Consider the following 14,015-nt stretch of genomic DNA (forward strand, 5'->3'; position numbering starts at 1 on the left):
CGAGGGGGCGAAAACTCGATAATTCAGGCAAAAAAGGCACGACAGCCCTGCACGCTTCACGATTTATCCACAAAAACCCGTGAGGCTTCAGGGCATATGGAACTAAGGCCGGGATACCGCCGCCGTGAAGCCGCTCCTCATCGTTACCGGATTTGTGGCCGCCGCCGCCGTTGGCGCAGGCATGGCCATCAGCCCGTTCCTGTCGGCCAAGGACGACGGCCCGGCAACCACCCAGTCCATCTCACAGGCCGCGACACCGGCTTCTGGACAGGCGGCCCAGGGCAAGGGCGCAACCGCCGCGCAGAAGACGGCGGCGGCCGCTGCCCAGCCGACGCCGGCCCCCGCGCCGGAACCCGCCGCGCCGCCGCCGGTGACGCCGCGCAAGAACTACACCTACAAGTCGTTCGACGTGGACGGCTCCTACATCGCCCTCACGTTCGACGACGGCCCGAGCCCGGAGACCACCCCCCGGCTGCTGGAGATGCTGCGCCAGCGCAACATCAAGGTGACCTTCTTCGTGCTCGGCAACATGGTCGCCAAGCATCCTGAAGTGCTGAAGATGATTGCCGACGAGGGGCACGAGATCGGCAGCCATTCCTGGAGCCATCCGCAGCTCACCCGCATCAGCGCCGCGGCGCTGGACAAGGAGCTCGGCAACACGACCGAGGCGATCTTCCAGGTCACCGGAAAGCGCCCGATCTTCCTGCGTCCGCCCTACGGCACCATGAAGCCGACACTACGCACCACCATCGAGGAAAAGTACGGCCTCACCATCGTCAACTGGTCTGTGGACCCCAACGACTGGAAGAACCGCAACAGCCAGGCGGTGCATGACGCTATCATGGCGCAGGTGAAGCCGGGCGCCATCGTGCTCTCGCACGACATCTACGCCACCACCGTGGACGCCATGCCGCGCATCCTCGATGAGCTGATCGCCAAGGGCTACAAGTTCGCCACGCTGTCGCAGATGGTGGCCATGGACAAGCCGCTGAAGGTCGCGCTCGCGACTCCTGGCGCAGCCAAGCCGCAGCAGAAGCCGAAGCCCGCTGGCGCAAAACCCGACGCGGCGAAGCCCGCTGGTGCGCCTAAGCCGGCCGCCACCTCGGCGCCGAAGCCCGCCGCGTCCCCGGCCCCGGCTCGCAGCGCCGGCGTCTACTGACACGCAGGTCGATCCCGAACAGAAGGCGCTCCGGTCCTCCGGGGCGCCTTTTGCGTTTCGCGGCGATCAGTCCTCGGCCGGATGACGATGCCCATGGTGCGCGTGGTCATGGTCGTGATGGGCATCCGGCGCGGGAAGCGTGAGGCCGAACGTCTTCACCAGATCGTCCACCTGCGCCGGCGACAGATAGCGCGGGTTGAGGCCGCGCAGCAGCAGATAGAGCTTCGCGGTCTCCTCCAGCTCCTCGGTGGCGAATACGGCCGCCTCCAGCGTATCGCCCGCCACCACCGGCCCATGGTTGGCCAGCAGCACGGAGGAATAGCGGCCCGCGAGGCCCCGGATGGCATCTGCGACGGCGGGGTCACCCGGCCGGTAATAGGGCAGGAGCGCGGTCTGTCCGGCGCGCATGAGGTAATAGGGCGTCATGGGCGGCAAGGCCGCGCGCGGGTCGATCTCCGGCAGCATGGTGAGCGCCACCGAATGGGTCGAATGCAGATGCACGATGGCCCGCGCCGTGCCGCGGGTCTCGTAGAGTGCAGAATGCAGCGGGATCTCCTTCGTAGGCTTGTCGCCGGTGAGGAGCCGCCCTTCTGCATCGAGCCTCGAAATGCGCGCGGGATCGAGGAAGCCGAGGGAGGCGTTGGTGGGTGTCACCAGCCACCCGCCGTCATCGAGCCTGAGGCTGATATTGCCGGACGAGCCGGGCGTCAGCCCCCGCTCGAACAGAGAGCGCCCGAAGCGGCAGATCTCCTCCCGCAGTCTGGTCTCGTCCATGGGCCAACCTCCGCTTGTTCCGCCGCCGCACCAAAGCGAAGCGCAACCGCCTTGGCAAGCGCGAACGCCGCCGGGCTAAAACGATTTGATCCGCTCCCGTCAGGCTCCTACAACATGCGCAGGATGCCGCTGCGCTAAAAAGCGGCCGAAACACCAGAACAAGACGGGGAAACGGCCATGGCCGATCAGGCGGAAGGGACAGCGGGCAAAATGGGCGCCGGACGCGCGGCCGTGATCGGCCTCGGCTCCATGGGCTTCGGCATGGCGCAGTCGCTGCTGCGGGCCGGCCTGGATGTCGCGGGATGCGACGTGGGCGCGGCGGCGGTGGAGCGCTTCGTCGCCGCGGGCGGACGCGGCGCGGCCTCGCCGGCACAGGCGGCCGAAGGCGCGGACATGGTGGTCAGCGTGGTGGTCAACGCCGCGCAGACCGAGGCGATCCTGTTCGGCCCGTCCGGTGTCGCCGAAACCTTGCCCGAGGGCGCGGTCTTCATCTCCTCCGCCACCATGGACCCGGACGTCGCCCGCGACCTCGCCGCGCGGCTGGAAGCCACCGGCCGGCATTATCTCGATGCCCCCATCTCCGGCGGCGCCCAGCGGGCGGCGGAAGGGGCGCTGACCATCCTCGCCTCCGGCAGCCCCGCCGCCTTCGCCAAGGCGAAGCCCGCGCTAGATGCCATGGCCGCCAAGCTCTACGCACTGGGCGACGCGGCGGGCCAGGGCGCGGCCTTCAAGATGATCAACCAGCTCCTCGCAGGCGTGCATATCGCCGCCGCCTCGGAGGCCATGGCGTTCGCGGCGCGGCAGGGGCTCGACCTTAAGAAGGTCTACGAGGTCATCACCGCGTCCGCCGGCAACAGCTGGATGTTCGAGAACCGCATGCCCCACGTGCTCGCCGGCGACTACACGCCGAAGAGCGCCGTGGACATCTTCGTGAAGGATCTCGGCATCATCCAGGATATGGCGCGCAGCGCGAAGTTCCCGGTGCCGGTGTCCGCCGCCGCCCTGCAGATGTTCCTCGCCACCTCCGCCGCCGGCATGGGCCGTGACGACGATGCGTCCGTGGCCCGGCTTTATGCCCGGATCACCGGCACGAAACTGCCCGGCGAGGCGGGCTGAGGCACGGCACTTGTCGCTTTTCCGCCGCGTGGACGGCGTTACACTCCGTCGCGATTCGTCACGTTCGGGGAACGCCCCTGCAACCTCGCGCCGCGAGGGTAGTTGTCGACCCGACGCATCCAAAGAGGATCCCGCCGATGACCCTCCCGCCCCGCGCCGCCTTCCTCGCGCTGCCTCTTCTCGCGCTGTGCGCCGGCCCGGCCTCGGCCCAGACGGCCGCCACCCTCACCGCGGATCAGGCCCAGGCCCTGCGCACCGCCTGTTCCGCTGACGTGAAGAAGCTGTGCGGCGATGTGCAGCCGGGCGGTGGCCGCGTGGTCCAGTGCATGCAGGCCAAGAAGGAACAGACCACCCCGCCCTGCCAGGCCGCCCTCGGCGCCCTGAGCAAGAAGTAAGCCCCGGCCAGCCTCAGGCGAGGGTCATGAGGCTGGCATTGCCCCCCGCAGCGGCGGTGTTCACCGACACCGCGCGCTCCTCCAGAAGCAAATTCGCAGGATAGGCGAAGGGCGACGCCGCAATCTCCGACGCCGTCGCCGCATGAAGGGGCACGATCGCGCCCTCCCGCTCCACCAGATCCTGGGCGGCGACGCGGCAGCGTTCCCCTTCCCCCTCCACAAGCGCCACGGCGACCGGCTCGGGACCAGCGGCGAGGCGGGCGCGGACGTCCTCCGGCACCGTTGCGAGCATCCCCGCCAGGCCAGCCGGCGCGTCCAGCAGCGCACGGTTGCCAGTGGCGAGGGTGACGCCCAGCTGCCGGATCAGGCCCGTTTCCGTCTCCGGCATCAGCAGAACCGTGCCGCGCGGGTGGAGGGCGTAGGTATTGCGCTCCCCCACCGGACCGGGAAGCTCCAGAGACAGGCCGAGCGGCACCCGCGCCACCAGTGCCCGGACGGCGTCCGCGTCCAACCGCCGGCCGGATCCCTCCAGCCAGTTGGCGAAAGCCAGCGCCGCCGGAGCGGCCGTCCCGCCGGGAAGGTCGAAATCCGGCCCGCGCACGAGCCGCGAGAGGTAGAGCGGCCCGCCTGCCTTCGGCCCCGTGCCGGAGAGCCCGCGCCCGCCGAACGGCTGCACCCCCACCACGGCGCCGATGATGTTGCGGTTCACATAGAGGTTGCCGGCCTCGACCCGCTTGGTGACCTCGGCGACGGTCGCATCCAGCCGGGTGTGCAGGCCGAAGGTGAGGCCATAGCCGGTGGCGTTGATGGCCTCGATGAGCCGCCCGAGATCGGCGCGCCGCCAGCGTACCACATGCAGCACCGGCCCGAACACCTCGCGGCCAAGATCGGCGATGGACTCCACTTCGATCAGCGTCGGCGCCACGAAGGTGCCATGCGCCGTGCCGGACGGCAGCGGCAGGCGATGAACCGGAAAGCCCTTCCGCGCCATGGCGGCGACATGCGCCTCGATGGTCTCGCGGGCCTCGGCATGGATCACCGGCCCGACATCCACCGAAAGGCGATCCGTGCGTGCCACCTCCAGTTCAGCCATGGCGCCCTTCAGCATGGCGAGCATGCTGTCGGCCACTTCCTCCTGAAGGCACAGGACCCGAAGGGCTGAGCAGCGCTGGCCCGCGCTGTCAAAGGCGGAGGCGATCACGTCCGCCACCACCTGCTCCGGCAGAGCCGAGGAATCAACGATCATGGCGTTCTGACCGCCGGTCTCGGCGATGAACGGCACCGGTCGGCCATCCAGCCCCTGCCGGTCCGCCAGCGTGCGGGCGATCAGCCGCGCGACTTCGGTGGAGCCAGTGAACATCACCCCAGCCACAGGCGCCGACACCAGCGCCGCGCCCACGCGGCCATCTCCCGGCAGAAGCTGGAGCACGTCGTCGGGAACGCCGGCGTCGTGCAGAAGGCGCACCGCCTCTGCCGCGACGAGGGGAGTCTCCTCCGCCGGCTTGGCCAGCACCGGATTGCCGGCGGCAAGGGCAGCCGCCACCTGCCCGATGAAGATGGCAAGCGGGAAGTTCCACGGGCTGATGCAGGCGACGGGGCCGAGCGGGCGATGGGCGGGTGTGAGCCGCGCCTCCGCTTCACCCGCGTAATAGCGCAGGAAATCCACGGCCTCGCGCACCTCGGCCACCGCATTGGCGGCGGACTTGCCGGCCTCGCGCATGATGAGGCCCATCAGCCCCATCATCTGCGCTTCCATGGCGTCCGCCGCGCGCCGAAGCATCCCCGCCCGTTCAGCCGGTGGGCGGGCGGCCCAGTCGGCTGCGATCGAGGAGGCGCGGGCGGCAGCGCGCGTCACATCCGCAACAGTCGCGTCGCGCACCTCGCCCACCGCATCGCGATGGTCGCCGGGGTTCAGCACCAGCCGTGCGGCCGCGCCGCCGGATGCGGGCGCCGCTATTGTCCACTTGCCCGCCTGTGCCGCGAGCTGCGACGAGAGCACGGCGAGCGTCGCGTCGTCCGCAAGATCGAGCCCGGCCGAATTCACCCGCTTCCCATAGAGGGCGCGCGGGGCGGCGATGGCGGGATGGGGCGCGCCGGGCACCGGCATTGCGGCGATGACCTCTGCGGGATCGGCGATGAGGTCCTCCACCGGGACGGCGGGGTCACGGATGCGGTTGACGAAGGAGGAATTCGCGCCGTTCTCCAGCAGCCGCCGCACCAGATAGGCGAGCAGCGTCTCGTGGGTCCCCACCGGCGCATAGATCCGGCAGGGCCGCCCGTGCGGACCGACGACCTCCTCGTACAGTGGCTCGCCCATGCCGTGGAGGCACTGGAATTCATAGTCGCCGGTTCGGAAGTCGGGGCCGGCCATTTCGTGGATGGCGGCGAGCGTCTGGGCGTTGTGGGTGGCAAACTGGGGGAAGACCGCATCCTTCGCCGCGAGCAGCTTGCGGGCGCAGGCGATGTAGGAGATGTCGGTGTGGACCTTACGGGTGAAGACGGGGAAATCCGGCATCCCGTCCACCTGCGCGCGCTTGATCTCGGCATCCCAATAGGCGCCCTTCACCAGGCGCACCGCGATCCGGCGCCCGGTGCGGCGCGCGAGGTCGATGATGAAATCCAGCACCGCCGGGCAGCGCCGGCCATAGGCCTGCACCACGAAGCCGATGCCGTCCCAGCCGGCCAGCTCCGGCGCGGCGCAAAGCGCCTCCAGCAGATCGAGGGAGAGTTCGAGCCGGTCCTGCTCCTCGGCATCGATGTTGAGGCCGATATTCCAGCGCCGCGCCTCGACGGCGAGGGCGAGCAGGCGCGGGAACAGTTCGCCCATCACCCGCTCCGCCTTGGCGCGGGCGTAGCGCGGATGCAGCGCCGAGAGCTTCACTGACAGCCCCGGCCCGCCGAAGATGCCGCGCCCGCCTGAAGCCGCGCCGATGGCGGCGATGGCATGACGGTAGGCCTCGAAATAGCGCGCGGCATCCGCCGCCGTCATGGCCGCCTCGCCCAGCATGTCGAAGGAATAGAGGAAACCCGCGTGCTCGCCCTTGCCGGCGCGCGCCAGTGCTTCCTCGATGCTGCGGCCCATGACGAACTGCTCGCCCATGATGCCGATGGCCACATCGACCGCCCGGCGGATCACCGGCGCGCCGCAGCGGGCGATGAGCCGCGTCAGCACGCCGGACAGGCCCTGGGCATCCTCCGCCGTGGCCAACCGGCCGGTGAAGAGAAGGCCCCAGCTGGCCGCGTTCACAAACATGGAATGGCCGCCACCCACGTGCGCCCGCCAGTCGCCGGGACCGATCTTGTCGCGGATGAGCGCATCGCGCGTGGCCGCGTCCGGAATGCGCAGAAGCGCCTCGGCAAGGCACATGAGGGCGATGCCCTCGCGGCTGGAGAGGTCGTATTCCTGCACCAGCTCCTCCACCGCCGAGCCGCGCGGCTTTTCCCTGAGCCGCGTGACGAGGGCCCGGGCATGGGCGGCGACCCTCTCGCGCTGCGCAGGTGAGAATTGCGCCTGCGGCAGCAAAGCAGCGACACACGCCGCTTCGGGCGCGCGCGTCATGGCGGTGATCGCCCGCCGCAGGTCGCCGCGGGGCGCGAGCGGGGGCGCAAAGTTTGCGAACAGCGGCGGGCGAAGTGTCTCCCGAGGCGGGCTGAGCAATGCGGGGCTTGGCATCGGAGGCACCTTTCGTCGCGCCGTTCGGGCGATCTCGAACAGGCTCTGATGCTAACCCGGACGGCCGGAGGCGATCTGACCGAATGCGAAGCGCATAGTTTATGAATTGACTTTTTTTGCCTCAAATCGAAAATCGAATTTATGCAGAATGACTATATTTCTGATCAAATTGACTCTTTCGATGCGCGCATCATCGCCGCCTTGGTGGAGGACGGGCGCATCTCCGTCACGGATCTCGCCGCCAAGGTCGGGCTGTCGCGCAGTCCGTGCCAGGCGCGGCTGAAGCGGCTGTTGGACGAGGGCTATATCCGCGGCTTTCGGGCCGTACTCGATCCGGCGAAGCTCGGACTCGACCACATCGCCTTCACCGAGGTGAAGCTCTCGGAGACCACCGAGGCGGCGCTCACGGCGTTCAACAGGGCGGTGATGAAGATCCGGGAGGTGGAGGCGTGCCACATGATCGCGGGCTCGTTCGACTACCTGCTCAAGGTCCGCACCCGCGACATCCGGCGCTATCGCGAAGTGCTGGGGGAAAGGATCTCCAGCCTGCCGCACGTCGCGAGCACCTCCACCTACGTGGTGATGGAGCCGGTGAAAGACGACGGTGCGTAAGGCGCGCAACCGCCGGTCTTCTGGTTTTGCGGCATTGCATCATGGCTCAGGTGGCGTTTCACTGGAGGCGATTTCCGGAGCCCGACCTTGCCCCATCCCCTGCCGACCCTAGAGACGCCGCTGCTGCGGTTCATCAAGGAGACCCACACGGAATTCTCCCGCATCGATGCGGGTGAGGTCGCCTCCTACATCCCGGAGCTGGGCAAGGCCAATCCGGACCATTTCGGCATCGCCGTCGCCACCACGGACGGGCACGTCTACGAGGCGGGCGACACGCAGGTGCCCTTCACGATCCAATCCGTGTCGAAGGCGATGGTGTTCGCTTTGGCGCTGGACCTGCTGGGAGCCGAGCGGGTGGAGGCGGCCATCGGCGTGGAGCCGAGCGGCGAGGCGTTCAACTCCATCCGCCTGAGAGCCGACAACAAGCCGTTCAACGCCATGGTGAATGCCGGCGCCATTGCCTGTTCCGGCCTGATTGCGGAGAGCGCGGGGGACGAGGCGTTCGAGCTGATCCGCACCGCCCTCGGCCGCTTCGCCGGGCGGGATCTCGGCGTCGACGAGGCCGTGTTCGAGAGCGAACGCTCCACCGGCGACCGCAACCGCGCCATCGCATACCTCCTGCGCACCTACGGCGGCGTCGTGGGAGACGTGGACCGGCTGCTCGACGTCTATTTCCGCCAGTGCTCCGTGCTGGTCACCGCCCGTGACCTCGCGGTCATGGGGGCGACCTTCGCCAACCACGGCGTCAATCCGCTCACCGGCGATACGGTGTCGTCGAACTATGCCGTGGCGCGCACGCTGGCGGTCATGAGTTCCTCCGGCATGTACGACTTCGCCGGCGAGTGGATCTATCGCGTGGGCGTGCCGGCCAAGAGCGGCGTAGGCGGCGGGATTCTGGCGGCCCTGCCCTCCCAGCTTGGCCTCGGCACCTTCTCGCCCCGGCTCGACATGCACGGCAACAGCGTGCGCGGCATCCGTACCTGCGAGGCGATTTCCGAGGCCTTCGACCTGCACATGCTGTCGCGTCGGGACGATGTGCGCACATGCGTCGTCGCCGATTACGATTTCCGCACCGTGCCCTCCAAGCCCGGCCGGCAGCCGCACGAGCAGGATATCCTGTCCGCCCGTTCCGGCGCCATACGGGCCATCGAGTTGGCCGGCAAACTCTCCTTCGCCTCCATGGACTACGTGACCCGCCGGCTCACGGCCCCTGCGGACGTGCCGGAATTCCTCATTCTCAACCTCCACCGCGTGGCCACCATCACCGACGCGGGCCTGAAGCTCCTCACCGGCCTCATCAAGAACCAGCTGCCGGCAGGGACCACGGCCGTGATCGCCGGTGTAGAGGCCACATCGCCCGTGGCGCCGCAGCTGAAGGCGCTGCGGGAACAGGGCGTGCGCGTGCGCATCTTCCCGACCTACGACGCGGCGGTGGAATGGGCCGAGGATCAGGTCGTGTACCGCCATGGCGGCTTCTCGCGGATCGAGGTGGAGGCGGATCTCAGCCGCCAGGCGCTTCTCGCCGGCCTCTCGCCCCAGGAACTGGCCGATCTATCCCGGCTCGGCACCCGAGTCGTGTTCCCGGCCGGCACGCGCATCATCTCCGCCAACGAGCCGCCGGCCAGGGTCTATTTCCTCCTTCGGGGCATGGTGAGCGCGCGCTCGGCGGGCGACGTGCGGCTCTCCACCATGATCCCCGGCATGGTCTTCGGGGAGATGGCCCTCATCGAGCAGCCGCGCAGCACGGATGTCTGGGCCGACACGGAGGCGGTGTGCGTGGAGGTGACGGCGGACCAGTTCCGCGCCTTCCAGGAGACCCACGCCCGCGCCGCGGACCGGATCATGCGCAATCTCGCTGTCCTGCTCGCCGGGCGCATCCGCATGGCCACCGCCCGCATCGAGATGCTGACCGGCTGAGACCAGCCGCATCGCGGATTGCAAAACTGCGGGCGCGCGCAGGCTTTGTCGACCCTCCGGCCTAGCACTTTCGGCCAGCCTTGAGCGAAGCCCTTTACAACCCCCTTTTCCCCTCCCAGTCTTCTCTCAAAGAGAAGAAATTCGGGAGGTAAAGATGGTGGATACGGTCGAGAACCGGCCACAGACCGTGCAGGCAATGCCGGCGGTCCGGGCGGTGACGTTCGCGGATGTGAAGGCCGCGCTCATCGAGGGACTTTCGGACTTCGCGCGGGCACCGGCGTTCGGGCTGGCGTTCGGCGCTCTTTATGCGGCAGGCGGCCTTGCCATCGTCGGCTGCGTCTTCTTCTTCGACCTCGGTTACCTTGCTTATCCCCTGTTCGCCGGCTCGGTGCTGATCGGCCCGTTCGTGGCAGCCGGCCTCTATGACGTGAGCCGCGAACTCGAGGCGGGCCGGCAGCCCACCTGGCATGGCGTCATGTCCACCATCTTCGCCCAGCGCCAGCGCGAACTCGGCTGGATGGCCTTCGTCACCATCTTCGCCTTCATCATCTGGATGTATCAGGTGCGGCTGCTGCTGGCGCTGTTCCTCGGCTTTGCCTCGTTCGCCACGCTCAGCGACTTCCTGCGCGTACTGTTCACGACCTCCGACGGCATCGCCTTCCTGGCCGTGGGCCATGTGATCGGGGCGGCGCTGGCGCTGGGACTGTTTTCCATCACCGTCGTATCCTTCCCGCTGCTCATGGACCGGGACCTGGACGTGGTCACCGCCATGATCACCAGCGTGCAGGCCGTGCTCACCAGCCCCGGACCGATGATCCTGTGGGGCATCTGCGTGGTGGCGCTCATCGCCATCGGCGCCGCGCCGGGCTTCCTCGGGCTCATCTTCGTGCTGCCGGTTCTGGGCCACGCCACGTGGCACCTTTACCGCCGGGCCGTGGCGCCACTGCCGTAAGAGGCGCCGCCGGCGCCCTGCGCGGCGCGGCGCGGCTGGCCTAACGCTTCGGCTTGGGTGCGGGTTTGGTCGTGGATTTGGGTGCAGCCGCGTTCCGTGGCCGACCTTTCTTGATCGCGCCGGCCGCTTCGGCGACGGACGCGAGAGGGGACTGGGCGGTTTTCAGCACCTTGGCCTTCACAGCCGGCTTCTTGGTAATCGCGGCTTTGGCCGCGGATTTTGCCGGAGCAGCCTTCGCCGGCACAGCCTTCACAGCAACCTTGGCCTTCGTTCCATTGCCCTTCGTCGCCTTGGGGCGCGCGACCTTGGCGGGTGTCACCATCTTGGCCGGCGCTGCCGTCTTGGCTGGCGTTGCCGTCTTGGCTGGCTTGGCGACCGCCTTTTTCGCGGCGTCTTTTGTCTTTTCGACCGCTTCAGCTGGGATGGGCTCAACCGACTCGGTCTTCGCCTTCGCCGGAGGCGCTTTCGACACCTTTTTCTTGGCTGTCTTGGCTGTCTTGGCCACGGCAATCGGCGCGGTCTCTTTGTCCCCTGCCTCGCCGGGATAACGGCTCTCCGGCTCGATGGCCGCCGTCTCACCGTCCTTTGCGGCCTTCGCCTTCCCTGCCTTCGCCTTGGGCGTTTTGGCCTTTGGGGGTTTGGCCTTCGAGGGTTTGGCATCGGCCTTGGCCGGCTTCGCCTCCTTAAGCGCCTTGACCTTGGGCGCCTCGGGCTCCGCCTGAGCCGTCGCAGGGTCCTTGCCTTTGGCGACCTTGGCCTTGCTGCCCGAAGCCCTGTCGTCCTGAGCCTTCGCCGCCTTCACTTTCGCCGGCTTCGCCTTGGCTTCAGGCTGCTCTTCCGCTCCCGCCGTTTCGGCGTTCTTCTCCGCCCAGCGCCGCGCCATGATGGCTCCAAACGACAGGATCAATTCGGAGAGATCCTCCTCCTGAACCGCCGCAGCCGCCGTCTCGACGGAGAACCAGAAGCCGTAGCGCTGGAAGCGCTCCGGCCATTTCTGCAACAGCCGCTTCACCTTGAGGGGAAACACCAGCACGTCGCAGAGCACCGAGCGGGTGCCGAGGCGCTTCTCGTAAGTGTAGGCGCCGAGCGGCTCGCGGGAGACGACGCCGACGAGCCCGGCTTCCTCATAACACTCGCGCGCCGCTGTCTTGGGCGGGGTGAGGCCCTTGATGGGCCACCCTTTGGGAATCACCCAGCGGCGCGTCTCGCGCGAGGTGATCAGGCGGATCTGTACTTCGCCATCCCGCCGGACACGATATGGCAGGGCGGCATACTGCACCCTGCGCCCGCCCGGAACACCGGTGGCAACCCGAACATGTGGCCAATCCGACCAAGGCGCCATGGGCGTTCCAGGAGCGGCGGAACGTGAAAGACGAACTCAGGAAGCGCGGATTCCCTTCTCCGCCCGCCGACGGCAGAATCGGTCATCAAACCTGATCTATCATAAAGCCTTGCAACCAAGAACCGCGCCGGACGGCACGGCTGGCCCGTCACTGGGGCTCGGCCTCGTAAACCAGCACGGTGCGCGCCCGAACCTCGATCTCACCGGCTTCCACGGGCACCGCCATGCGGGCCGCATCGGCCTTCATCATCATGGGCGCCGGCATGATGGGTCCACCGCTCTGTCCCTCGGGCTGGATCGACATGATGCGGGTCAGCCGAAGCCCCGCCGCCGCGGCGACGCCTTTCGCCTGGTCAATGGCGTCCTTCACGGAGGCGGCGCGCGCCTCGCCTTCAAGCCGCTCGCTGTCGGCGAGCGCGAAAGAAAGGCCAGAGGCCTGATTGGCGCCGGATTGCACCACCTTGTCCAGCAACGCGCCGAGCTTGCCGAGATCGCGCACCGTGATCCGCACCGAATTGCGCACTTCGAACCCGATCAGCTTCGGCGCCTCCCGGGACGGCGGCTGCGGATAGGACTGCTGGGGCTGGATCGAGAAAGACGAGGTGGAGATGTCGTTCGGCGCGATGCCGGCCGCCTTCAGCGCCGCAATCACATCCGAAACCGACTTGGAATTGGCGGCCAGCGCCTCGTCCGCCGTCTTGGCGTTGCTGACGACGCCGGTGGTGAGGACCGCCATGTCCGGCGGCGCGGTGCGCTTCGCCTCGCCGACCACGGTGATGGTCGCTGCCGCCGCGGCCGGTCCGGCAACGGCCAATGTCGCAGCCAGAGCCGCCGCGAACACAACCGCCGCGCGAGTGGCGACGCGCGGGATGGAAACGGTGCGGGGCGGCGCATGACGCATGACAGTATCCTCGTTCGGTCCCGGCCGATGTCCGGGGGACACGGAACGGGAGACGACAGCGCGAACGCGGCACCATTGCGGCGAAGCCACCCGCCATCCCCACCCTGGCGACCCGACGGCACCCGCCGGCGGGAATCTGTTGTTCCCGGCAGGCAGGATTGCTAGAGCAGCAACCAGACGCTGCGCGTTGGGGCCTGTAGCTCAATGGTTAGAGCTGACCGCTCATAACGGTTAGGTTGGGGGTTCAAGTCCCTCCGGGCCCACCATTTTTGTCAAAGGCTTACGCCGAGGGCCGCTCACCAACCTGTGCTTTGGCCAACTAATCGCCAATGGCACACGGTCGGGGCGTAGATTCCCGCCGTTCTCGGTCCGGTGCCGCTGGCGTTCCGCAGTGGCGGCAAGGCTCGGCGCCTCCGAAGGATCCGGTTCATCGGGATTTGCTGCGAGGCGGTCTCCGATACTGGTATCTTGGTCTTGCAGCCCATCCCCTTGGGCCGGAGGTCAGGGACGGATGCCTTTACTCCCATCGAAAGCGACAAGGCGCAGCATCGGCAACGTGATAGCCCCGGCGCGCTTCATCGCGTTCGCGGTCCTGCTGGTTCTTGTTGGCGGCGTATCCGTATGGCTCTTGGGCTGGCGCCTTGGCTTCATGACCGGGTTCGATGTCGCATCGGCCATCTTTCTCCTGTCCTGCTACGGCCTGCTGGACGATGCGCCCAGCGACATGCGCGCGAATGCCAAGCGCAATGATGCCAACCGGCCGGCGCTGTTGGCGCTGACATTCGTCATGGGGCTGCTGATCCTCACGATCGTGGCCAGCGAGCTGATGGAAAAGGGCAGCGCCGGCCCCGGCACGATCGCGTTGATCGTGCTAACCTTGGTTTTGGCGTGGATCTTCAGCAATACGGTCTATACGATCCACTACGCCCATTTATTCTATACGAATTCAGAAGACGACACGGATGTGGGCGGCCTGGCGTTTCCCCAGACACGTGAACCCAATTATTGGGATTTCATCTATTTTTCCTTTTGCCTTGGCATGACGTTCCAGACTTCGGACGTGGAGGTGACAAGCACGTACATGCGCCGCGCGGTGACGTTCCATTGCCTCGCCGCCTTCATTTTCAACATCGGCATTCTTGCATTCAGCATCAATTCTCTGGGCGGCTGATAT

The 14,015-nt window shown here is 67.6% G+C and carries 11 protein-coding genes and 1 tRNA gene; 8 read left to right on the forward strand and 4 right to left on the reverse strand.

Going from position 1 to position 14,015, the window contains the following annotated elements:
• The first annotated feature begins 124 nt into the window (after positions 1-124).
• Complete coding sequence (locus V5F63_RS16190; protein WP_209483992.1) at positions 125-1,159, forward strand: polysaccharide deacetylase family protein; 1,035 nt, start codon at positions 125-127, stop codon at positions 1,157-1,159.
• Positions 1,160-1,225: 66 nt separating this feature from the next.
• On the opposite strand, the gene otnC is transcribed toward V5F63_RS16190, so the two are convergent.
• Positions 1,226-1,933 (reverse strand): 3-oxo-tetronate 4-phosphate decarboxylase, encoded by a 708-nt coding sequence (gene otnC, locus V5F63_RS16195; RefSeq protein ID WP_394100880.1) that lies wholly within the window; start codon positions 1,931-1,933, stop codon positions 1,226-1,228.
• Positions 1,934-2,110: 177 nt separating this feature from the next.
• On the opposite strand from otnC, the gene ltnD reads away from it, so the two are divergent.
• Positions 2,111-3,049: an L-threonate dehydrogenase gene (ltnD, locus tag V5F63_RS16200; RefSeq protein ID WP_394100879.1), complete on the forward strand. Its 939-nt coding sequence runs from the start codon at positions 2,111-2,113 to the stop codon at positions 3,047-3,049.
• 137 nt (positions 3,050-3,186) lie between these two features.
• Positions 3,187-3,444: a cysteine rich repeat-containing protein gene (locus V5F63_RS16205; protein ID WP_394100878.1), complete on the forward strand. Its 258-nt coding sequence runs from the start codon at positions 3,187-3,189 to the stop codon at positions 3,442-3,444.
• Between the two features lie 13 nt (positions 3,445-3,457).
• On the opposite strand, the gene putA is transcribed toward V5F63_RS16205, so the two are convergent.
• A complete protein-coding gene (gene putA / locus V5F63_RS16210; protein WP_394100877.1) occupies positions 3,458-7,117 on the reverse strand; it encodes a bifunctional proline dehydrogenase/L-glutamate gamma-semialdehyde dehydrogenase PutA in 3,660 nt (1,219 codons plus the stop codon).
• A 141-nt stretch (positions 7,118-7,258) separates the two neighbouring features.
• Between putA and V5F63_RS16215 the strand changes: the two genes are divergently transcribed.
• The 3 genes from V5F63_RS16215 to V5F63_RS16225 all read left to right on the forward strand — a co-directional run bounded on the left by V5F63_RS16215 (position 7,259) and on the right by V5F63_RS16225 (position 10,598).
• Positions 7,259-7,729: an Lrp/AsnC family transcriptional regulator gene (locus V5F63_RS16215; protein ID WP_209489801.1), complete on the forward strand. Its 471-nt coding sequence runs from the start codon at positions 7,259-7,261 to the stop codon at positions 7,727-7,729.
• An 87-nt stretch (positions 7,730-7,816) separates the two neighbouring features.
• Complete coding sequence (gene glsA / locus V5F63_RS16220) at positions 7,817-9,646, forward strand: glutaminase A (RefSeq protein WP_394100876.1); 1,830 nt, start codon at positions 7,817-7,819, stop codon at positions 9,644-9,646.
• A gap of 154 nt (positions 9,647-9,800) precedes the next feature.
• Complete coding sequence (locus V5F63_RS16225; protein ID WP_245327192.1) at positions 9,801-10,598, forward strand: DUF2189 domain-containing protein; 798 nt, start codon at positions 9,801-9,803, stop codon at positions 10,596-10,598.
• Positions 10,599-10,638: 40 nt separating this feature from the next.
• Here V5F63_RS16225 and V5F63_RS16230 read toward each other — a convergent pair whose 3' ends face one another.
• Together V5F63_RS16230 and V5F63_RS16235 are read right to left on the reverse strand one after the other, a co-directional pair.
• Positions 10,639-11,877 carry an NUDIX hydrolase gene (locus V5F63_RS16230; RefSeq protein WP_394100875.1) on the reverse strand — a complete coding sequence of 413 codons (1,239 nt, stop codon included), beginning with the start codon at positions 11,875-11,877 and terminating at the stop codon, positions 10,639-10,641.
• A 211-nt stretch (positions 11,878-12,088) separates the two neighbouring features.
• On the reverse strand, positions 12,089-12,841 hold the full coding sequence (locus V5F63_RS16235) for an SIMPL domain-containing protein (protein ID WP_209484023.1): 753 nt from the start codon (positions 12,839-12,841) through the stop codon (positions 12,089-12,091).
• 190 nt (positions 12,842-13,031) lie between these two features.
• Here V5F63_RS16235 and V5F63_RS16240 point away from each other — a divergent pair.
• A tRNA-Ile gene (locus V5F63_RS16240) sits at positions 13,032-13,107 on the forward strand.
• A 245-nt stretch (positions 13,108-13,352) separates the two neighbouring features.
• Positions 13,353-14,012, forward strand: coding sequence for a DUF1345 domain-containing protein (locus V5F63_RS16245; RefSeq protein ID WP_394028140.1), 660 nt, complete (start codon positions 13,353-13,355; stop codon positions 14,010-14,012).
• Positions 14,013-14,015 lie beyond the last annotated feature (3 nt).

This window comes from Xanthobacter wiegelii (assembly GCF_043193855.2).
GTDB classification, from domain to species: Bacteria; Pseudomonadota; Alphaproteobacteria; order Rhizobiales; family Xanthobacteraceae; genus Xanthobacter; species Xanthobacter flavus_A.